Origin of the sequence: Paraburkholderia sp. SIMBA_030, assembly GCF_046535245.1 — a bacterium.
Lineage (GTDB): Bacteria > Pseudomonadota > Gammaproteobacteria > Burkholderiales > Burkholderiaceae > Paraburkholderia.
In genome coordinates this window covers 222,366-241,719 of record NZ_JAWRXB010000012.1, presented here as the reverse complement: position 1 = coordinate 241,719, position 19,354 = coordinate 222,366, and the positions used below count along the sequence as shown (strand labels likewise).

Here is a 19,354-nt window from a genome sequence, read left to right as displayed (position 1 = left end):
GTCAACTGAGGAGAAAGCAATGAGTGAAGCGAACGAGAGCCCGGCAGCGGCCGCATCCGAGCCGACGGAAAAAGGCCTGTCGCGCCGCACGTTCATCAAGGGCGCGGTGGCGGCGGCCGGTATTGCCGGCTTTCCGTACGTGCATGCGCAAGAGAAAATCACGTTGCGCTACCTCGGCACGGCGGTCAACCAAAGCGCCGACATCGCGAAGAAATTCAAGGAAGACACCGGCATCGAGATTCAATACGTGCCGGTGACCACCGACGACGTCGCCAAGCGCATCATCACGCAGCCGAACTCCTTCGACATTGTCGACACCGAATATTTTGCGCTCAAGAAGCTGATTCCGGCCGGCACGCTCGCGGGCCTCGACGCAAAGCGGATCAAGCTCGCCGACAAGATCACGCCGGTACTTACGCGTGGCGAAGTGAACGGCAAGAAGATCGGCGATCAAGGTACCGCGCCGAAGAAGGTCATGTTCCTGACCGGTCCGCGCTCCACCGAATTCTCCGCGACACCCACCGAGTGGATGACGCTAATTCCCACGACGTATAACGCCGATACGCTCGGCATTCGCCCCGACCTGATCAAGCGCCCGATCAACAGCTGGGCCGAACTGCTCAATCCGCAGTTCAAGGGTAAGGCGGCGCTGCTCAACATCCCCGCGATCGGCATCATGGATTCGGCGATGGCGATCGAGGCGATGGGGCACGTCAAGTATGGCGACAAGGGCAATATGACGAAGGCCGAAATCGACCAGACCATCAAGATTCTGATCGAAGCCAAACGCGCCGGCCAGTTCCGCGCGTTCTGGAAGGACTTTAACGAAAGCGTGAACCTGATGGCCTCCGGTGAAGTGGTGATCCAGTCAATGTGGTCGCCGGCAGTGACGAAGGTGCGCACCATGGGTGTCGCCTGCACGTTCCAGCCGCTCAAGGAAGGCTACCGCTCGTGGGCATCGGGCTTCGGCTTTCCGCGCTCGCTGCAAGGCAGGAAGCTCGATGCCGCGTACGAGTTCGTCAACTGGTTCCAGAACGGCTGGGCCGGCGCTTACCTGATGCGCCAGGGCTACTACTCGGGCGTGCTCGAAACCGCGAAAGCCCACATGCAAGCTTACGAGTGGGATTACTGGATCGAAGGCAAGCCGGCCACCCAGGACATCAAGGCGCCGGACGGCCAGTTGCTCGAAAAGGCCGGCACCGTGCGCGACGGCGGCTCGTACAACCAGCGGATGGGCGCAATTGCCTGCTGGAATGCGGTGATGGACGAGAACATTTATATGGTGCAGAAGTGGAACGAGTTCATCGCGGCTTGATCGCCGTAGCGGGTTGACACGCTGCCGGCGCCTCGCGCGCCGGCAGCCGCAGCATTATCGACGGCGCTGGAATTCCACCGCAGTGAATCCGCCGCAGTAAATCCTCGGATACCGCCCATGGCAACGATCGACTTTCCCTCCCACGCGCAGGATGAAGCCGTCAAGCACCGGCGCGCGCCGGCATGGCTGCAGGCCACCCCGCTCACGGTGACGTTTGTGCTGTTCTTCATTGTGCCGCTCGTCATCACGCTGATCGTCAGTTTCTGGGACTTCAACGAATACCAGATCATTCCGGCCTTCACGCTCAAGAATTACGCGGCGATTTTCAATGGCTGCTCGTCGATGACGGATGTCTGCGTGACGTTCAAGACGTATTGGTCCACGCTCAGGTTCTGCGCGATCGTGTGGGCCGTCACGTTGCTGCTGGGTTTTTCGATCGCGTACTTCCTGTCGTTCCACGTGCGCACGACGAGTATGCAGACGGTGCTGTTCCTCGTCTGCACGATTCCGTTCTGGACTTCGAACGTGATCCGGATGATTTCGTGGATGCCGCTGCTCGGCCGCAACGGGCTCGTCAATCAGGCACTGCTGGGCGCGCATCTGATCGACCGGCCGCTCGAATGGCTGCTCTATTCGAATTTTTCGGTGGTGCTGGCATTCGTCCACCTGTACACCTTTTTCATGATCGTGCCGATTTTCAACGCGATGATGCGCATCGACCGCTCATTGCTCGAAGCCGCGCGCGATGCCGGCGCGAGTGGCTGGCAGGTGATTCGTAACGTGGTGTTGCCGTTGTCGAAGACCGGGATCGTGATCGGCTCGATCTTCGTGATCACGATCGTGATGGGCGATTTTTTGACCGTGGGCGTGATGGGCGGTCAGCAGATTGCTTCGGTCGGCAAGATCATTCAGGTTCAGACCGGCTACCTGCAATTTCCCGCTGCGGCGGCTAACGCGATCATTCTTCTTGTAGTCGTGTTGATGATTGTGTGGGGCTTGACGCGGGTGGTCGACATCCGGAAGGAGCTTTGACATGCAGGCTACTCGCCTCAAACATCGCGAGCATCGTGCAGCGAGCTTTTACTGGCTCGCATTGCTGTTCGGGGGGTTCGTGCTGTTTTTGTATGGACCGGTCATCACAATTTTTATTCTGTCCTTTCAGGGGCCTGAGGGCGGACTCACGTTTCCGATGCGTGGTGTTTCTCTGCACTGGTTTGCCGTGTTGCGCGACGGTGTCGGCGACGTCGATATCTGGGCCGCATTTGGGCGATCCGTGCGGCTCGCTTTGGCTGTCACAGTTCTCACTGTGCTGTTTTCCGTTGCTGCGGGATTGGCTTTTCGCAGGCGCTTTCGGGGCGATACGGCGGTGTTTTATGTGTCTGTCGCCAGCCTCATCATGCCCTCGATCATTGTTTCGCTTGGGATTGGGTTGACGTTTCGCTTGCTGGATAACGGTGTCAAGTATCTCGCCGCCGCATGGGGGTATCAGTCTTTCGCCGATGGCTATACCACTTCGATGGGGTTGTTCACCTCTGCGCTTGGCGCGCATCTCACCTGGACGTTGCCTTTTGGTTTGTTGGTGATGTTCGCCGTTTTTAACCGGTTCAATCCGGCTTATGAGGAGGCTTCAAGGGACCTGGGCGCCACGCCGTGGCAGAGCTTTCGGCATGTCGTTCTGCCAATCATCGGACCTTCGGTGGTCGGCGTCGCCATGTTCGGGTTCACTCTTTCATGGGATGAGATTGCTCGTACCTCGCAGGCTATCGGTGATCAGAATACTTTGCCACTGGAGTTGCAGGGGCTCACCACTTCGGTGACTACACCCGTGATTTATGCGCTTGGGACTGTGACTACGGTTTTGTCACTTACCGTGATGGTTGTTTGTTTGCTCGCAGTGCGGGGGTTGGCGCGGAGGCGGGCGGTTAGTGGAATAAGGTAGGTTTCTCCCCCAACAAAGCCGCCGATGGCTTCCGCTGTCGTAACAGGCTTGTCTTCCAGGTGGTGTGAGGTGCGCGGCAACGTTGTATCGTGCCGCGCACATGAACAGGCACGCCCAGTATCAGTCGGTGCCGTATTTCGGCGAGCGCGGACCATACAGCAGGCCGTTCGGCGGTCCGGCGCCGAGCAGGCGGGTGCTCGTCAACGCCGCCACATCGTGACTTTCGTCCGTCAGTGTGTGGGCAACCTGCTTGACGGCCGCCTGCACCAGCATGCCAACCAGCCCGGAACCCACGTTGACGTTCATGCCAACTTCCTTGCCGGTCGCGCGGCCTGTGCCCTGCCACAACACATCGCCCGTTTTCAGATCAACGAGCTTCGCCGAGGCCGCGACGACCGTCGTGCTGTCGATCACCCTGTACGTGGAACCGTACTGCGTGACTTTCGAATACAACGCCGTGTCGACACCGAAGATCTCGCGCAGTTTTGCGGGCGAGACCTCCTGGATATCCACCGGCGTGGCCAGGCCGTTGTGCCTGAAAGTCTCGTCCATCACGGCGACCGGCACGACGTAATAACCGGATTCAGCCAGCGGTTGCGTCATCTGCGACAGCATGCCGTACGTCGCCTGCACGTCGGACGTTTCGTTCAGCGGTGGCAGCACGAGAATCGAGCGCGGCTGGCTCTTGCGGAACGCCGTATAGTCGGCGTGCTGCACAGGAGCCGCGCACGCGGTAAGCAGCGCGGCCATCGACAGCGCGAACAGGAATCTGAGAGAAAGAAATCTGCGCATGGCTGCGTCCTTATCGCTGGGTGGATTTCTTTGTCAGGAAATCCATGTAGGTTGACGATTCCGGAAACAGCTGCTTCTCGGTCTGAAATTCCTGCTGGGCCTGGTCTCCCTTGCCGATGCCCGCGTAGAGCATCCCGAGGTGGGCATGAAAGCCAGGTGGTGGCGTATCGCCTTTCGCCTGGATTTCCTGGAGCGCCTTTTCCAGTGCATCAACCTGTTCCTGCGAACTCCTGGTTCCCTTGAAGTACTCGTAGACCTGCGGCTGGTAGCCGGTCCACTGATAGAGCGGCGGGGTCTGCCCGCTGCCCGCGCAGCCGGAGAGCATAACGGCGGCTGCCATTGCCGGCAGCCACGTGCGCCGTTTCATGGTCCTGTGTCTCATCGTGATTGTCATTCCTGTGATTGAAGACTGGTGGTTGAATCAAGTACCCTGTAATAGCCCGACGCGCCTAGCGGGCCGCCCTCAGGGCGCCAGCATCGACCTGTCCGGCCAGATGGTTCACCGCGTCCTGGATCGCGAGATCAAGCACCTTGCCGTTCAGTGTGGAGTCGTAGCTGGCCGTGCCGCCAAAGCCGATGATTTCCCGGTTCGACAGGCTGAATTCGCCCGCGCCCTGGCTCGACACCACGACTTCGGACGTCGTCGTGTCGACGACGTTGAGGTTCACCTTTGCATAGGCAACCTGGCTCTTGCCGCGCCCGAGGATGCCGAACAACTGCTGGTCGCCGACTTCCTTGCGGCCGAACTCCGTTACGTCACCGGTCACGACGTAGTTCGCGCCCTTCACGGCTTGCGCCTTTTTCAGGAAGCCTGCTTCCTGCCTGATCTCGTCGAGGTTTTCGCGATCGAGCACGTTAAAGCGCCGGCTCTGCTGCAGACGGGTGACCAGAATCGTCTTCGCCTGGCTGCCCAACCGGTCCACGCCGTCGGAGAAGATGCCGCGCATGTAGCTCGAACGGTTATCGAACTTGCCGACGGCGATCTGGACCGGACTGCCGGTGAACGGTATCTGCGCGGCACTGACCTCCGGCACAGCCAGCGTGCGCGAGGTCTCGGTCGCACAGCCGCTCAGGATGACGGCGACAGTTGCCACAGACAGGGCAGCGGACCTTATGGATGGTTTCATTTGTATGGCTCCGTTGGAGAAGTGAGTTAGTTTTAAAAATGCGCGCGTCCGGCAATCTGGACCAGCGACGACATGCCTGGCGCGTAGGGGCGATCAGGCAGTCCCATACGCATGTCAGAACTGCGCGGTGAGTGGAAACACACCGTCACGTGTGCGGTCGGAAAATCCGCCGGCTTGTAGAGGGGGCATACCGGCAAATAGCTGGTGCGCGAAGCCGTCCAAATGGCAGCGACCCTATTGGGTCAACCGGACCACATAGAGCCCAGCCTCATTCGGTTTTGCTACAAGACTATAGTTGGGCGGGGCGACATAAATCGGCCCGTCAATCACGGGCAAATACGTCACCGCACCGTCGGTTATCTTCGCTTGCTCAATCCTCGTCGGCGTGCGCGTTGGCCTTACGTCGGTCGTGAAATTCAGTGTAAGCCTGCGATCCAGCAATTGTTTTATGTCTCCATGCTCGATCAACTCGTACACGTAGTCCGCCTGAACGCCAGCCGGAACTGGGTCCGGCTTGCCGAGGCACACGGCAACATCTGTTCTTCCGGTTGCCGGCGTCCTGAACGTAAACATCGCTATTCCATCATCCGTGATGATGGACACGTCGGCGTTCGGGACAGTGCCGTCCGCGAGATCAAATTTCTTGTATCCGGCAGGACAGGAAAAAGCGGCCGGCTGTGGCGTCGTCGATTGAGCGTCGTCCACGCTCTGGCCCGTGGCGGGATTGCTGCCATTCCCATCGTGCCCCCCACATGCCGCCATAAGCATTGCGATACCCATCAGGCTTGCCAGCAATACCCCTTGTCTTTTCATCATGCTTTTTCACCCACCTTGAAAGGAAACACCTTGAAGAAAAAATGCGCAGCGACCGAAGCCGTTGCGCCAAATGCCTGAGGCCGAGGGGACACTCAGGCATGACCAGTCAGAACTGGGCGGTCAGCTGAAAACCGACCGTCACCCGTGCCGTATCGAAGCCTGACGGCTTATACAGCGGTGTGCCCGCAAACAGGTCGTATGCGAACGCACCGTATTTCGCCGGCACCCTGCCGCGCACGCCGATCACCGCACCCGCCAGTTGCGTGCCGGCGAGAAACGCCGTGTTCGGGCCGAACACGTGGCCGTAGTCGATCCCTGCATACAGCGACTGTCCGGTCTGGCCGATCGGCATCTGAAGTTCGTTGCGCCAGTAAAAACCTTTCTCCGCGGCGAGCAGCGTTTCACCGTCGAAGCCGCGCACCGTGTAACGGCTGCCGATCGTCAGGTCATCGATGAAGAACAGCGTGTCGTTCGTGAACTGGCCGTGCACCGTCGTCACATACCGGAAATTCTGTGTCGCGATGGCGAACGGCACCGACAGGTTTGCATCGAGCACCGCCATGTGGAAACGGTACGTCGGGCCGGTGTCGTACGGGTCCGGTGTCGCACCGAATTCGTTGATGCCCTGGCGGTACGCGAGCGTGCCGTCGAACTGCGCGGCGCCGAAGTAATGCCGGTTGGTCAGCCCCGCCTCGAAGAACGTGTTGTCGCGCTTCTGCTGCGTAATTTCCGTGTCATCGATGAAGCTGGCGCCGAAGCGCTTCGTCAGCTGGAACTCCACGCCCGACACGTCAGTCTGGCTGCGGTGGATCACGCGTTGCAGCTTCAGGCCCGCCGTCTGCGCATTGCCGCTGGAGACGAATGTCTGGTTCACGCCCGCGATCTGCTGGTAGTACGTGTTCGTATTGCCCGAGAGCGTCGCCGTCCAGTAGCCCCACGGCACCGAATACGAGCCGTTGAAGCCGTGCGAGCCGAGCCCCTTGTCGTCAAACTCCAGATCCTGGTTCGCGCCAAGCGTGAGGATGTCGTTCAGTCCCAGCGGGTTGTCGAGGCCGACGCTCAGGTTGCCCTGCAGTTTGCCGGTTGCACGTGAGCCTGAATTGTCGATTGACGCGACGACGCTCCAGGGCTTCACGCGCCTCACTGCGATCACGACATCGCTCTCGCCGGGCGTGTCGGTCGGCTCGATCTTCATGTCCACGTCCTGGCTCGCGACGCGCTTCATCTGCTCCAGTCCCTGTTCGAGGTCGCGCAGGTCCAGCAGGTCGCCGGCACGGGCCGGGAACGCGGTCTTCCACGTACCGCGCGTATCAGGATCGGCGAAGGCCAGTTGCCGGATTACGCCGGGCACGAGCGCCAGCTTCAGCGTGCCGGACGACAGGTCCTGTTCGGGCAGCAGCACCCGCGTCGTGATGTAACCCCGACTGAGGATCGTCTGCTGCAATCCTTTCACGATCACGTCGAGGCCCTGTTTGCCGATGCACTGGCCGGTGTAGTAGGCGAGCCAGTCGCGGGCGAATGCAAACGGGTCCTGGGGCAGTGCCGAGGCCCCCTTCGCACGCACGACCCTCGGCAGGGTTTCGGGCGTTTCCGGCGCGAACGCCCCGATGCGGAAGCACGGCTGCTCGACGGGCAGGTCGGGATACGCGCCGGGCTTCGGCACGGTCGAGCGCACCGAAGGCGCGCTGATGGTCTTCTCGCGTTCCTGCGCCTCACGCTGCTGCTGGACCTGCTGGTTCTGTTCGGCATTCGCGCGTGCTGCGGCGGCCGTATCGGCGGGCGTCGGCGCCTGCTGCGCGTTGGACGCGAGCGTTACTAGGGCTGTGAGCGGCAAGGCCGCCAGCCTCTTTCTGATTTTCATCGTAGTCATCTAACAGTCTTGGTCACCGGAAGTTCTTTTCGCTTACGGACCACATTCGCGAATGCTCGATGCGCTGTACTCGAAGCGAATCCCATATGTGTTGGCGGAGAGCGCGGGAAAGAACTCCGGCTTCATGTCGAGTGTGGCTAGTACACCAAGCTTGCATGCTTCCCATTTTTCATGGTCGGCGTGCTGCCTGACTTTCCATCCTCGCCCCTGAAGGGCTACCCGATATTTTTCAAATAATTGGTCAGACCATGAGTCTGCGCTGACGCCGCGCGTTATGGACGCTGAGCTTCCACGATCCAAATCCTTTCGAAACACCACGTCTCCACCCATCCCAAGCATGTAGTCACTGTCAGACTTCATCAAATTGAACTTGCGTGAGACGTCTGTTGGGTTTTTGACCAGTACGTCATGAAAGAAGAGGTACGCAAACGCCAGCACTAGTACCCCACCAATCCAGATTTTTAGATTCCCCACGTATTACGCTCCGCCACCCGGCACGATCTGCGCATGGACGACCAGCGGGGCGAACATCGCGCCGCCGAGCCCCAGCGCCAGTACGGCGAACGCGACAGCATGCAACGCAAACCGGAACCCCTGCCGGCCAGCCGCTGAAGCCGAAGCGGTGGATGCCGGGCCTGCGGTTTCTCCCTGACTGGTCTTGCCTGCGCCGCTCGCCGTTTCCTCTACGGCGACGAGCATCCCGAGGCGTCGGCTGAACACCAGCCGGAAAGCGTTCTTGTTCATTCTTCTTGTTTCGTTGTTCTCACAACGGATCGTGACAGATGGTGCGCAAGGTTACCGAAAGCAATTCGTAATAATCAAGTCAAGCATTGTCAAACGTCGTCGGACAACAACGAATTTGGGAAATCGGATTAATCCCATTGCGACTGTCGTGTGGACCGTGGCCGTCCCGGTGAAACGGGAAGGCGTTGCGTCGAGGAAAGGCCACCGCCGAAGACACAACAGCCACGGCGCCGCCAAAGCAAAAAACCATTTCTTCGCCGCTGCTGAGAATCTGGCAAATCCTTATTTGCCCGCCACCCGACGCCTCCCTTACCGTTAGCGGATTGAGCATCTCGCATTGCTCTTATCCCGTTTCGGAGACTCCATGACAGCAATCGAATCCCGTGCCTTCACACAAACCGGGCCGGGCGCGGCCCCATCCGGCGAGCAAGGCCAAACCCGCCTTTCCACTCCCATCGCGGATACAACCCGCCTGTTCGGCGAAGACGACCTGACCCGCCGCTTCGCGCCGATCTTCAACAGAATCGCCGAAGGCGCAATCCATCGTGAGCAAAATCGCGAACTAGCCTACGCACCGGTGGAATGGCTGCGCGAAGCGGGCTACACAAAGCTTCGCGTGCCGAAACAATATGGCGGCGACGGCATCGCACTCACAGAATTCTTTGCGTTAGTCACGCGACTCGGCGAAGCCGACTCGAATCTCCCGCAGATCCTGCGAGTACATGGCGGCTTCATCGAATCGCTGCTGGAAAATGGCGATGAACCGCTTCGCGACCGCTGGCTGACACGCATCGCGCAAGGTCAAATCGTCGGCGGCGCCGTTTCCGAACGTACCGGCGTCACCAACAACAGCGTACGTCTGAGCCAAACCAATGACACGTGGCATCTCGACGGTGAGAAGTACTACACAACCGGCGCACTCTACGCGGACTGGGTCGACGTCACCGCCCACGACGGTCAGAGCGACGTCCGCGTGCTGGTCAAAACCGATACGCCCGGCCTCGTCCGCATCGACGATTGGGACGGTTTCGGGCAACGTCTCACCGGCAGCGGCACGGCGCGTTTCGACCATGTGCCGGTCGCGCCCGAGAACCTGTACCGCCGTTATAACGCGTCCGAGCCGCGCCGCAACAGCCTGCTCACCGCTTACTATCAGGCGCTGCATGTCGCCAACCTCGCCGGCATCAGCCGTGCGGCGCTGCGCGATGCCGTCGCGTTCACGCAGGGGAAAACCAGAATCTTCGGCATCCCAGGTGAATCCAGCCCACGCGACAATCCTTTGGTGCATCGTGTAGTCGGCCGCCTTGCGAGCCTCGCCTATTCGACACAGAGCATCAGCACGTCGCTCGCGCGCGCAATCGATGAAGTCTCGGTCGCGCGACAGGCAGGCCGCACCGATGAGCAAACCTATATCCGCCTGGATATCCAGACCTTCCAGGCGCAGCAGATCGTCATCGAGCAAACGCTGGAAGCCGCTACATTGCTGTTCGAAGTGGGCGGCGCTTCGGCGACCAGCGAGGCGCGCCGCTTCGATCGCTACTGGCGAAATGCACGCGTGCTGGCGTCGCACAATCCGGCCATCGTTCGCGAGGCCGCGATCGGCAACTTCTATCTGAATGGGACCGCGCATAACGAACGCTTCGGCGTAGCGCGACAGACGGCATCAAGTCAATAGCCCGATCACGCAAGCTAAAACAACTCGGGCCGCTTTCGCGGCCTTTCATTATCCGGCCGCGCTGCACTCACGCGCCGATTACTTCGCCGGCGGCGTCCAAATGCGGATGTCCGTTGCTTTCAATGCGGCGGGGATCAGTCCGGCCGCGTGATATGCGTCGGCGATGCGCTGCTGCTCCACCAGCTGATCGCGCCTGACCGGCACGATGTCGTAGCTGCGGCGGCCGTTGGCCAGCTCGACGGTGGGCGCGGGAATGTTGCCCCACACCGGGCCGAGAATCTGCGCGGCGTCGTGCGGATGCGCCTTGACCCACTTGCCGGTCGCTTGCAGCTCGTCGAATACGACTCGCAGCACGTCCGGATGTTTGTCGGCGAACGCGGTCGTTGCCGTATAGAAACGGTTGTATTGCGCGACGCCGCCACCGCCGTCCGCGATCACGCGGACATGCGCTTCGCGCTGCTGCGCCGCGAGGAACGGATCCCAGATGGCCCACGCATCGACGTTGCCGCCGCGGAATGCAGCGAGCGCGTCAGGTGCTTGCAGATAGCGCACCTGGATGTCGTCGATTGTCAGACCCGCTTTGGCCAACGCGGACAGCAGCAGGAAATTGCAGCCCGAACCTTTGGAAACCGCGACCCGTTTGCCCTTCAGATCGGCCACCGTATGAATCGGCGAATCCGGCGGCACGATGATCGCCTGGGCGTTAGGCGCCGACGTTTCTTCGGCGTAGTACGTCAACGGCGCGTTGGCGGCTTGCGCGAAGAGCGCGAAGGCGTCGGCCACATCCGCGTGGAGATCGACGCTGCCGGCGTTGAGCGATAGCAGCAGGCCTGTCGAAAACTCGTGCCAGCTCACGTCGTAGCCGAGCGCGTTGAGCTTCTTCTCCAGCGCGCCGGTTCGTTTCAGCAGAATGAACAGTGTCGATGAACGCTGATAGCTGATCGACACTGTTTCGTTGGCCTGCGCAAAGCCGGCGGAAAGCACGGCGCCAATCAGCATCAGGCACACGCAAAGGCGCCGCAGGCTTCGGGAGTCGGAGAAGGCGAGGTGCATCGATCGAGGTCCATGAGGGTATGTGGAATCGCCCAATATATAAAAGGTCGACGCACTGCCAAAGACCGATTTCATCGATCGATATGGGCAGAAACTGGAATAGCAGATCGAGACCGGCATGCGCAGCTTTGCCGAACAGGTGATTCCTCGCGTGCGAAGACTGCTTGCCTGATTGCACCCACCGGGACGGGGTTCATCTCATCACCGGCATGTGGCACAGTATCGTCAAGCGCATGCGCCACGCTTGCGGAACTGGACAACTATCACAGCCACATGAAGAACCTGACTGCGTACGAACCGCCGGTCGACGAAGACGCGCTTCTGCTGAAGTGGATCCGGCGCGCGCGTGAATCCCAGATGAGCCATTACGACATGGCCGATCTGCTGTCCGCGCGGGACCGCCGCGTCGGCTGGCTGGTGACCGCGCTGACGGCCTTTGTCGGCACCGCGGTGTTTGCGTCCCTGAATGCGGTGGCCGTCTCACCGGTGCTCAGGATCATCGTAGGTCTGGTGAGCGTAACGGCCGCGGTCTCTGCCGCGCTGCAAACCTTCTTCCGATTTGCCGAGCGCGCGGAAAAGCATCGTGCCGCCGGCGCCAGGTACGGCGCCGTGCGGCGCAGGCTTGAAGCGATCTTTGCCGGCGACGCCGATGCGCGCGACGGTCACTACCTCACGGCAATTCGCGACGAACTGGACCGGCTGGCGGAAGATTCGCCGAACGTGCCGCCGGCGGTTTTTTATCGTACGCAACGCACCCTGTCCGGCAACACGGAAAGAAGCCGCGATGATTGAGCGCGCAACGCAGTGCGCTTGAGCATCACTTAAGCTCGGCGCCAGCACAATCGGACCCGCACCTGATACGCCCCCAATCGGCATGATTTTCCGGCGTTTTTTGGCCGCACCGGCAAAAATCAAATAAAGCCCAACGGAGCAGGCGATTTACACCGGCCCTTCGAGATCGTCGAGCCTAATCCCCAATTCCGCGGCCATCCGCCCCACCACCGCCTGAAGTCGACTCACCTCCTCAGCGAGCCGCTTCTGCTCCGCCTTAACAGCTTCGAACGCCGACAACGGCACCAGATCGTCATCCCCGCCCGGTTGGGCAAGATCACCGGCGCTGACCTCGCCGCACAACAAATGCATCCAGCGGTTCTCCCGCTCGCCCGGCGTGCGGGCAAGCTTCACCACGCGCGGAGGTTCACCGGCAGCGAGTTCGTCGAGAAATGCCTCAACCGATGAGATGTCCGCAAAACCATGCAAGCGCGCGCTGTTCAATCGCAACTCGGCCGCGGTCTGCGGGCCGCGCAACAGCAAAGTGGTGAGCAAAGCAGCCGACTGGCCCGGCAATCCAAACACACGATTCATGTTGTGCTCGAACCGTGGCACACGGCTGCTGCTGCCCTCCAGCACCAGGCTCAGACGCTTCAAGCCGTCGATGGCCGTCAACACCTCAGCTTCAGTCGCGTTCATCACCGGCGCGCGGCCGGTTTTCTGGTTGCAGCCCAAGGTCAGCGCGTTGAGCGAAAGCGGATAACTGTCCGGTACGGTGTGCTGTTTCTCGACCAGCACGCCAAGCACGCGCCCTTCGAGTTGCGTCAGCGCGCGGATGGACGGACGGGAAAAAGCGTTGGGCGTGGAGTTCATGGATGATGTCGCGGCAGGCGCCGCCGGCTCGAGTGGGTCGCGGCGTGCGTACCGTCGCATGGCCGAGCGGCGTTTTTGGTTTGTGAGCCCTATGATAAACGGCCCGGCCGCCCATTGTGTACGATTTTCGGCAACGGCCCGCGGCGAGCGAAGACCGCATCGCCGGCACGGTACAGCTCGACTACGACACGATGCCGAATCAGCGTCACGCCAGGCGATTCGACAAACGGGTTGTCGATGGGAAAGTCGGACGTGTTCAAGCCCTGCTTTTCGATGTGACGGAGAACGCGGCTTACCTTCCCAACTGATCGCCATGAGGCATTCAACGGCGCGAATCGAACGCGATCCGTACCGCGAGCCCGGCGAGCACGGTGCCCATCAACCAGCGTTGCACCAGCAGCCAGACCGGACGTCCGGCGAGAAACCCGGCAATCGAACCGGCCATGCCGGCAATCAGCGCATTGACGGTGACGCTCACCACGATCTGCACGCAGCCGAGCGCGATCGACTGCGCCAGCACGCTGCCGTGCCCCGGCGAAATGAATTGCGGCAGCAGCGACAGATACATCACCGCGATCTTCGGATTCGCGAGGTTCGTCACGAGTCCCATCGTGAACAGTTTGCGGCGGCTGTCGTGCGGCAGATCGCGCACCTGGAACGGTGAGCGTCCGCCGGGTTTGACCGCCTGCCAGGCCAGATACAGCAGGTAGAGCGCACCGCAAAAACGCAACGCGTCATACGCATAAGGCACCGTCAGCAGCAGCGCGGTAATGCCGAAGGCGGCGCAGAACATGTAGAACACGTAGCCGAGCGCGACACCCCCGAGCGACACGAGCCCCGCACGCCGGCCCTGGCAGAGGGAACGCGAGATCAGATAGATCATGTTCGGTCCGGGCGTGAGCACCATGCCGAATGAAACCAGGGCGAAGGCAAGCAGCGTTGTGGCAGCGGGCACAGCAAACTCCTCTGGGAAAATGTACGCAGGCAGTGCCGCCAAATATAACAAAAGTCGACCATGGCAGGATCACCCTGCAAGGTGAACGCCAGCGAGCGCAGCAAAAAACCACAGCACTCGAAGACGTATCTCGCCTGTTTGGCTTCGCCGGTGTCTCCGACCGAACTACGATCAAAGCAAAATAGCGTCAACCCGCCTGCAACAGCTTCCGGCAATGCCTGGCAATCTGCTTTTCCTCCTCGGTGTGAATCGCACGCACTTTCCCCGCAGGGTCGCCCTCCGATAGCCCGAGAAACGAAAGCCCCTCGCACACTCGCTTGCGAATCCCAGTACTGTGTTCGCCGATCCCGCCAGTAAACACCAGCAAATCAATTCCTCCCAGCAAAGCCGCATAAGCGCCAATCGTCTTGCGCACAGCGGTAGCAAAGGCATCGATCGCCAGCAACGCATCAACGTCGCCCGCCGCGCCGCGCTTCTCGAGCGCCTGCATATCGCTCTCGCCATCCGCGAAACCGGCCAGCCCGCTCTGGCGATTCAGCAGCGTTTCGAGCGCGTCCGCGTCGAGCTTCTCCACTCGCAACAGATACAGCAGCACGCCCGGATCGAGATCGCCACAGCGCGTGCCCATCGGCACGCCGCCTGTCGGCGTCAAACCCATCGACGTGTCCACGGATTGACCGTCCTGTAACGCGCACAAACTCGAACCGTTGCCCAGATGCGCGAACACCGCGCGCGGCGGCAAATCGGCACCAAGCCGCGTCACCAGCGATTCATACGACAACCCATGAAAGCCGTAGCGAATCACGCCGTCGTCCACATAGCGGCGCGGCAACGCAAGCTGCGCCGCGCGCGGCGGCAGCGTGGCATGAAACGCGGTATCGAAGCACGCAAAATGTTGCGCATCGCCGAAAATCGCCGACGCCTCGTCGATCAAGGCCAGTGCAGGCGGGATATGCAACGGCGCGAAATGCACCGCATCCTGCAGGCGCTGCCGAACCTCGGGCGTCAAACGCCGATGCGCCCGCAGATGCGGCCCGCCATGCACCACGCGATGTCCCACCGCTGCGGGCCGCGCATGCCGGTGCTCCGCAAGCACGCTGGAGAGCTTTTGCAACGCGTCGGTTTGCGACTCCAGCACGTGCTCCTGCTCCACCAGCACGCGACCATCCGGCGACTTGATCCGCAAACGGCCATCGTTCCGGCCGATGCCTTCCGCGCTGCCTTCCAGCAACAACGATTCGTCATCGTCCGAGTGCGTAAACAACCCGAACTTCAGCGACGACGAACCGCTGTTCAACACCAGAATCGTCGGTTCCCGCGTGCGCTCATCGGTCTGCATATGAAGCCTCGCTCAGCCTTTCCACGTCCAGTTGCGGATCTCTTCCTTATCGATACCCTCGGCATGCGCATACGCAAGATGCTCGATGATTTGCCCGCGCAGCCACTCTTTCGCATGATCGCCGACACCGCGTAAAGCCGGCACGCGATCGATCACGTCGATGGCGAGCGAGAAGCGATCGACCTGGTTGATGATCGCCAGTTCGAGCGGCGTGTTGATATTGCCCTTCTCGTGATAGCCGTGCACATGCAGGTTGTCGTGATTGGTACGGTTATACGTCAGCTTATGCACGAGCGACGCATAAGAATGGAAATTGAAAATCACCGGTTTGCCGATGGTGAACAACGAATCGAAGTCGCGATCCGACAGGCCGTGCGGATGTCCGCGCTCAGGCATCAGGCGAAATAGATCGACCACGTTGACGAAGCGCATCTTCAGCTCAGGAAAGCGCTCTTTCAGAATCTGCACCGCGGCAAGTGCTTCCATAGTCGCGATGTCGCCGGCACAAGCGATTACCGCATCCGGCTCGGCGCCCTGATCCGTCGACGCCCAATCCCAGATGCCAATGCCCTTGGTGCAATGCGTGACGGCCGCGTCCATGTCCAGATATTGCAGATGCGGCTGCTTGTCGGCGACGATCACGTTGACGTAATCGCGCGAGCGCAGACAATGATCGGCGACGCTGAGCAGACAGTTCGCGTCCGGCGGCATATAAATGCGCACCACGTCCGGGCTCTTGTTGGTCACGACGTCGAGAAAGCCCGGGTCCTGATGCGTGAAACCGTTGTGATCCTGGCGCCACACCAGCGACGTAATCAGCAGGTTGATCGACGGCACCGGTTGCCGCCAGCCGAGATCGCACTTGGCCTTTTCCAGCCACTTGGCATGCTGGTTGAACATCGAATCGATCACGTGGACGAACGCTTCGTAGGTCGCGAACAGCCCATGCCGGCCGGTCAGCACATAGCCTTCGAACCAGCCCTCCAAGGTGTGCTCGCTCAGCATTTCCATCACGCGGCCGTCGATGGCGAGTTCGCCGCCGTCGGCGTCGCTCGCCTCGGTGCCGGCCAGCCAGGTTTTCTCCGACGCCGCGTAGATCGCCGTCAGTTTGTTGCTGGCGATCTCGTCAGGCCCGAACACGCGGAAGTTCGTCATGTTGTTGCGCATGACGTCGCGCAAAAACTTGCCGAGCACCTCGGTCGGCGACGTGTACGCGCGGCCGGGCTTTTTCACCGTTACCGCGTAGTCGCGAAACGGCGGCAGGTCGAGCGTCTTGCACAGCAAGCCGCCGTTCGCGTGCGGATTCGCGCTGATGCGGCGCGTGCCTTGCGGTGCAAGTTCGCGCAGTTCTTCGACCAGACGCCCGGCTTCGTCGAATAGCGATTCCGGCTCATAACTGCGCAGCCATCCTTCGACCAGCTTCAGGCTGTCTCTATTGGTGACGGGGTCGAGCACCGGCACCTGGTGCGCGCGCCACGAGCCCTCCACCTTGTGGCCGTCGACCTCCTTCGGACCGGTCCAGCCTTTCGGCGAGCGCAGCACGATCATCGGCCAGCGCGGCCGCGAGGCATCACCGGATGCGCGCGCCTGCTGCTGGATCGCGCGGATTTCGCCGATGCATTGTTCGAGCGTCGTGGCCATTTGCTGATGCATCGTGTCGGGATCGTCCCCTTCTACAAAATACGGTTTGTGACCGTAGCCGGTCAGCAACGCTTCGAGTTCTTCGTGGGGAATGCGCGCGAGGATCGTCGGATTGGCGATCTTGTAGCCGTTCAGATGCAGGACCGGCAGCACCGCGCCGTCGCGAATCGGATTGAGGAATTTGTTCGAGTGCCACGAGGTGGCCAGCGGCCCCGTTTCCGCCTCGCCGTCGCCGATCATGACCGCGACGATCAGGTCGGGGTTGTCGAACGCCGCGCCGTAGCCGTGCGACAGGCTGTAGCCGAGTTCGCCGCCCTCATGGATCGAACCGGGCGTTTCGGGCGTGCAATGCGAGCCTATCCCGCCGGGAAACGAGAACTGCCGGAAGAAGCGCCGCATACCGGCCTCGTCCTCGCTGCGGTCCGGATAGATTTCCGAGTAATGACCCTCGAGGTAACAATGGGCCAGCGTGGCCGGCGCGCCATGGCCGGGGCCGGCAATGTAAATCACGTTCAGATCGAGCTTCCTGATCAGCCGGTTCAGATGCACCAGCAGGAAGCTCTGCCCCGGATCCGAACCCCAATGGCCCAGCAGACGGTTCTTGATGTGTTCGGGTTTGAGCGGCTCGCGCAGGAGCGGATTGTCGCGCAGATAGATCATGCCGGCCGACAGATAATTGCAGGCGCGCCAGTAGCGATCCATTTTGCGCAAGGTGTCGGGCTCTAATGTTTGGGGCGGGGTCGGAAGGGGAATTGTTTCAGCCATGGCGCCACTCCTCGAAAAGGACTGTCAGGCGGGTTAGCGGGTGCTGCTGCGATGGGTCGTGCCCTGGCCGGCGGGGGAAAAACGATGGAAGCCGGGCCGGCTTGTCACGCGTTTGACATCGCGAAGGTGTTGCGCGCCGCTGCGCGAGCGCTGGCAGCGCGACATGTGTATTCTGACCGATGTTCCCGGTGCCGCCGAGGCGGCCTGATTCACTGCAAGGAGATTCCATTGACGGACCACGCTGATTCTTCCCCGCCCGCCAGGCCGCAGCTCGATCAGGAATTGATCGAGCTGGCGCATGAAGTTTTTGAACTCGCCCGACGTGGCGATGCTGCGATGCTCGCGTCGGTGATCGAGAAAGGCGTACCGCCGAATTTGCGCAATGACAAGGGCGACAGTCTCGTGATGCTGGCGAGTTATCACGGACACGTGGATGCGGTGCGGGTGCTGCTGGAGCGTGGCGCCGATCCGAACCTGCGCAATGATAACGGGCAGACGCCCATTGCTGGCGCTGCTTTTAAGGGCTTTGAGGCGGTGATCGAGGTTCTGCTTGCGCACGGCGCGGATGTCGAGGGCGCGTCGCCGGATGGACGCACGGCGCTTATGATTGCTGCCATGTTTAATCGCACGGCGATTGTCGATCTGCTGATTGCGCATGGAGCGGATCCTGGCGCCCGCGATGCGAGCGGGGTGACGCCGCTCGATGCGGCTAGCAGGATGGGGGCTGCCGATACGCACGCGCGGTTGAAGGACATCGGTTCTTAAGGTTTTTTGCCTTCGCGGCGCTTTTTGGCTGTGTGCTCACGGCGCACAACCCATGCCGCCGCGAAAGGCAAAAACTAAGCGCCGCCTATAGTCCCACTGTTCATCAACAGATCAATATCAACACCGGCAAGCTCGCCAATCCGCTCGACAGTCACATCCGCAGGCGGATTCCCCGCCACCTCTTTCGGATCGAAAGCGTAATGCCCCTGGCGAGGAAAAACCGTGGTCAACCTCTCGCCCCAGCTCTTCTTCATGGCAGTAAGAATCCGCAACTTGTCATCGACCATCACATAATGTCGAGCCGGATAACACGCCATCACCTGATCGAGCATCAGCTCCTTATGGATATAAATCAGAACCCGCCCTTCGACCTCCTCCCATAACCCCGACCGGGCAATCTTCCGAGGCTGGAACACGACGTCCCCGTCGGACAAAATCACCGTCGGCCCCCGTGTCGCCAGATGCCGAATCGCATCCAACGCCCCCGGATACAGCCGATTCGCAAACGGATACTCAATCAGAAACGACGACATCGACAGCAATTGCGTATCCCGCGGGTGCTCCTGCCGATACCGCTGCAATGCCCCCAAATAATCGGCGTAGCCAAGCTCCCTTCTCAATTCCTCGAATATTTCCCAATATCGCGTGCTGTTCTCCTCGCCGAATTTCCCCATCATGTGCGTGCGCAAATCCGCCAGCACATGATCGTTGTCCAGCAAGGTGTTGTCGCAATCGAACAGAAACACGACGTCGTGAGGCGTAGCCTTCGTCGCATCCATGCCGGCTCCTTGAATTAGCGTTTTTGCCCATCGACCACCGCCGCGGGCACCATCAGCCACACCGCGCGCATACGCGGCGCCTCGCTGCCGGATGCATCGAATGGGCTGACTGTCGCCTTACACCGTCAACGCCGC

Annotated in this window: 20 protein-coding genes; 7 read left to right on the top strand and 13 right to left on the bottom strand. The window is 60.9% G+C overall.

Annotated features, from left to right (window positions below; translation table 11 throughout):
* The first annotated feature begins 19 nt into the window (after positions 1-19).
* The 3 genes from SB772_RS22075 (at position 20) to SB772_RS22065 (ending at position 3,254) form a co-directional block, all read left to right on the top strand.
* Positions 20-1,315, top strand: coding sequence for an ABC transporter substrate-binding protein (locus SB772_RS22075; protein ID WP_410835326.1), 1,296 nt, complete (start codon positions 20-22; stop codon positions 1,313-1,315).
* Positions 1,316-1,432: 117 nt separating this feature from the next.
* The gene (locus tag SB772_RS22070) at positions 1,433-2,347 is read left to right on the top strand and encodes an ABC transporter permease (RefSeq protein WP_410835325.1); all 915 of its coding nucleotides are present in this window, start codon (positions 1,433-1,435) and stop codon (positions 2,345-2,347) included.
* Position 2,348: 1 nt separating this feature from the next.
* Positions 2,349-3,254 (top strand): ABC transporter permease, encoded by a 906-nt coding sequence (locus tag SB772_RS22065; RefSeq protein WP_410835324.1) that lies wholly within the window; start codon positions 2,349-2,351, stop codon positions 3,252-3,254.
* A 120-nt stretch (positions 3,255-3,374) separates the two neighbouring features.
* Here the strand turns inward: SB772_RS22065 and SB772_RS22060 are convergent, their stop codons facing one another.
* The 7 genes from SB772_RS22060 to SB772_RS22030 form a co-directional block, all read right to left on the bottom strand.
* Complete coding sequence (locus tag SB772_RS22060; RefSeq protein WP_410835323.1) at positions 3,375-4,046, bottom strand: DUF799 domain-containing protein; 672 nt, start codon at positions 4,044-4,046, stop codon at positions 3,375-3,377.
* Between the two features lie 10 nt (positions 4,047-4,056).
* Positions 4,057-4,413 (bottom strand): DUF4810 domain-containing protein, encoded by a 357-nt coding sequence (locus SB772_RS22055; RefSeq protein ID WP_410835322.1) that lies wholly within the window; start codon positions 4,411-4,413, stop codon positions 4,057-4,059.
* 82 nt (positions 4,414-4,495) lie between these two features.
* Complete coding sequence (locus SB772_RS22050) at positions 4,496-5,173, bottom strand: CsgG/HfaB family protein (RefSeq protein ID WP_410835321.1); 678 nt, start codon at positions 5,171-5,173, stop codon at positions 4,496-4,498.
* A gap of 234 nt (positions 5,174-5,407) precedes the next feature.
* Complete coding sequence (locus SB772_RS22045; protein ID WP_410835320.1) at positions 5,408-5,989, bottom strand: hypothetical protein; 582 nt, start codon at positions 5,987-5,989, stop codon at positions 5,408-5,410.
* Positions 5,990-6,095: 106 nt separating this feature from the next.
* Complete coding sequence (locus SB772_RS22040) at positions 6,096-7,850, bottom strand: ShlB/FhaC/HecB family hemolysin secretion/activation protein (protein ID WP_410835354.1); 1,755 nt, start codon at positions 7,848-7,850, stop codon at positions 6,096-6,098.
* A 42-nt stretch (positions 7,851-7,892) separates the two neighbouring features.
* Entirely contained in the window at positions 7,893-8,333 is a 441-nt protein-coding gene (locus SB772_RS22035; protein WP_410835319.1) for a hypothetical protein, read from the bottom strand.
* 3 nt (positions 8,334-8,336) lie between these two features.
* The gene (locus SB772_RS22030) at positions 8,337-8,603 is read right to left on the bottom strand and encodes an ESPR domain-containing protein (protein ID WP_410835318.1); all 267 of its coding nucleotides are present in this window, start codon (positions 8,601-8,603) and stop codon (positions 8,337-8,339) included.
* A 364-nt stretch (positions 8,604-8,967) separates the two neighbouring features.
* Between SB772_RS22030 and SB772_RS22025 the strand changes: the two genes are divergently transcribed.
* Positions 8,968-10,278, top strand: coding sequence for an acyl-CoA dehydrogenase family protein (locus tag SB772_RS22025; RefSeq protein ID WP_410835317.1), 1,311 nt, complete (start codon positions 8,968-8,970; stop codon positions 10,276-10,278).
* A 78-nt stretch (positions 10,279-10,356) separates the two neighbouring features.
* Here SB772_RS22025 and SB772_RS22020 read toward each other — a convergent pair whose 3' ends face one another.
* Positions 10,357-11,331 (bottom strand): aliphatic sulfonate ABC transporter substrate-binding protein, encoded by a 975-nt coding sequence (locus SB772_RS22020; protein WP_410835316.1) that lies wholly within the window; start codon positions 11,329-11,331, stop codon positions 10,357-10,359.
* Positions 11,332-11,604: 273 nt separating this feature from the next.
* Between SB772_RS22020 and SB772_RS22015 the strand changes: the two genes are divergently transcribed.
* Positions 11,605-12,123, top strand: a complete 519-nt coding sequence (locus tag SB772_RS22015) for an SLATT domain-containing protein (RefSeq protein ID WP_410835315.1) — start codon at positions 11,605-11,607, stop codon at positions 12,121-12,123.
* A gap of 147 nt (positions 12,124-12,270) precedes the next feature.
* Here SB772_RS22015 and SB772_RS22010 read toward each other — a convergent pair whose 3' ends face one another.
* Positions 12,271-12,975 (bottom strand): YceH family protein, encoded by a 705-nt coding sequence (locus SB772_RS22010; RefSeq protein ID WP_410835314.1) that lies wholly within the window; start codon positions 12,973-12,975, stop codon positions 12,271-12,273.
* 116 nt (positions 12,976-13,091) lie between these two features.
* Here SB772_RS22010 and SB772_RS22005 point away from each other — a divergent pair, with 116 nt between their 5' ends.
* A complete protein-coding gene (locus SB772_RS22005) occupies positions 13,092-13,283 on the top strand; it encodes a hypothetical protein (RefSeq protein ID WP_410835313.1) in 192 nt (63 codons plus the stop codon).
* A 14-nt stretch (positions 13,284-13,297) separates the two neighbouring features.
* On the opposite strand, the gene SB772_RS22000 is transcribed toward SB772_RS22005, so the two are convergent.
* The 3 genes from SB772_RS22000 to SB772_RS21990 all read right to left on the bottom strand — a co-directional run bounded on the left by SB772_RS22000 (position 13,298) and on the right by SB772_RS21990 (position 17,675).
* Positions 13,298-13,930 carry a LysE family translocator gene (locus SB772_RS22000; RefSeq protein WP_410835312.1) on the bottom strand — a complete coding sequence of 211 codons (633 nt, stop codon included), beginning with the start codon at positions 13,928-13,930 and terminating at the stop codon, positions 13,298-13,300.
* Positions 13,931-14,117: 187 nt separating this feature from the next.
* A complete protein-coding gene (locus SB772_RS21995) occupies positions 14,118-15,269 on the bottom strand; it encodes an acetate/propionate family kinase (RefSeq protein WP_410835311.1) in 1,152 nt (383 codons plus the stop codon).
* Positions 15,270-15,281: 12 nt separating this feature from the next.
* On the bottom strand, positions 15,282-17,675 hold the full coding sequence (locus SB772_RS21990) for a phosphoketolase (RefSeq protein WP_410835310.1): 2,394 nt from the start codon (positions 17,673-17,675) through the stop codon (positions 15,282-15,284).
* Between the two features lie 228 nt (positions 17,676-17,903).
* On the opposite strand from SB772_RS21990, the gene SB772_RS21985 reads away from it, so the two are divergent.
* Positions 17,904-18,440 carry an ankyrin repeat domain-containing protein gene (locus tag SB772_RS21985; protein ID WP_410835309.1) on the top strand — a complete coding sequence of 179 codons (537 nt, stop codon included), beginning with the start codon at positions 17,904-17,906 and terminating at the stop codon, positions 18,438-18,440.
* 74 nt (positions 18,441-18,514) lie between these two features.
* Here SB772_RS21985 and SB772_RS21980 read toward each other — a convergent pair whose 3' ends face one another.
* Entirely contained in the window at positions 18,515-19,219 is a 705-nt protein-coding gene (locus SB772_RS21980) for an HAD family hydrolase (protein ID WP_410835308.1), read from the bottom strand.
* Positions 19,220-19,354: the final 135 nt, after the last annotated feature.

Excerpts from the sequence above, each read along its gene's own strand:
- SB772_RS22075 (WP_410835326.1), top strand. The coding sequence starts at position 20 with ATGAGTGAAGCGAACGAGAGCCCGGCAGCGGCCGCATCCGAGCCGACG.
- SB772_RS22070 (WP_410835325.1), top strand. The coding sequence starts at position 1,433 with ATGGCAACGATCGACTTTCCCTCCCACGCGCAGGATGAAGCCGTCAAG.
- SB772_RS22065 (WP_410835324.1), top strand. The coding sequence starts at position 2,349 with ATGCAGGCTACTCGCCTCAAACATCGCGAGCATCGTGCAGCGAGCTTT.
- SB772_RS22060 (WP_410835323.1), bottom strand. The coding sequence starts at position 4,046 with ATGCGCAGATTTCTTTCTCTCAGATTCCTGTTCGCGCTGTCGATGGCC.
- SB772_RS22055 (WP_410835322.1), bottom strand. The coding sequence starts at position 4,413 with ATGAAACGGCGCACGTGGCTGCCGGCAATGGCAGCCGCCGTTATGCTC.
- SB772_RS22050 (WP_410835321.1), bottom strand. The coding sequence starts at position 5,173 with ATGAAACCATCCATAAGGTCCGCTGCCCTGTCTGTGGCAACTGTCGCC.
- SB772_RS22045 (WP_410835320.1), bottom strand. The coding sequence starts at position 5,989 with ATGATGAAAAGACAAGGGGTATTGCTGGCAAGCCTGATGGGTATCGCA.
- SB772_RS22040 (WP_410835354.1), bottom strand. The coding sequence starts at position 7,850 with ATGAAAATCAGAAAGAGGCTGGCGGCCTTGCCGCTCACAGCCCTAGTA.
- SB772_RS22030 (WP_410835318.1), bottom strand. The coding sequence starts at position 8,603 with ATGAACAAGAACGCTTTCCGGCTGGTGTTCAGCCGACGCCTCGGGATG.
- SB772_RS22025 (WP_410835317.1), top strand. The coding sequence starts at position 8,968 with ATGACAGCAATCGAATCCCGTGCCTTCACACAAACCGGGCCGGGCGCG.
- SB772_RS22020 (WP_410835316.1), bottom strand. The coding sequence starts at position 11,331 with ATGCACCTCGCCTTCTCCGACTCCCGAAGCCTGCGGCGCCTTTGCGTG.
- SB772_RS22015 (WP_410835315.1), top strand. The coding sequence starts at position 11,605 with ATGAAGAACCTGACTGCGTACGAACCGCCGGTCGACGAAGACGCGCTT.
- SB772_RS22010 (WP_410835314.1), bottom strand. The coding sequence starts at position 12,975 with ATGAACTCCACGCCCAACGCTTTTTCCCGTCCGTCCATCCGCGCGCTG.
- SB772_RS21995 (WP_410835311.1), bottom strand. The coding sequence starts at position 15,269 with ATGCAGACCGATGAGCGCACGCGGGAACCGACGATTCTGGTGTTGAAC.
- SB772_RS21990 (WP_410835310.1), bottom strand. The coding sequence starts at position 17,675 with ATGGCTGAAACAATTCCCCTTCCGACCCCGCCCCAAACATTAGAGCCC.
- SB772_RS21980 (WP_410835308.1), bottom strand. The coding sequence starts at position 19,219 with ATGGATGCGACGAAGGCTACGCCTCACGACGTCGTGTTTCTGTTCGAT.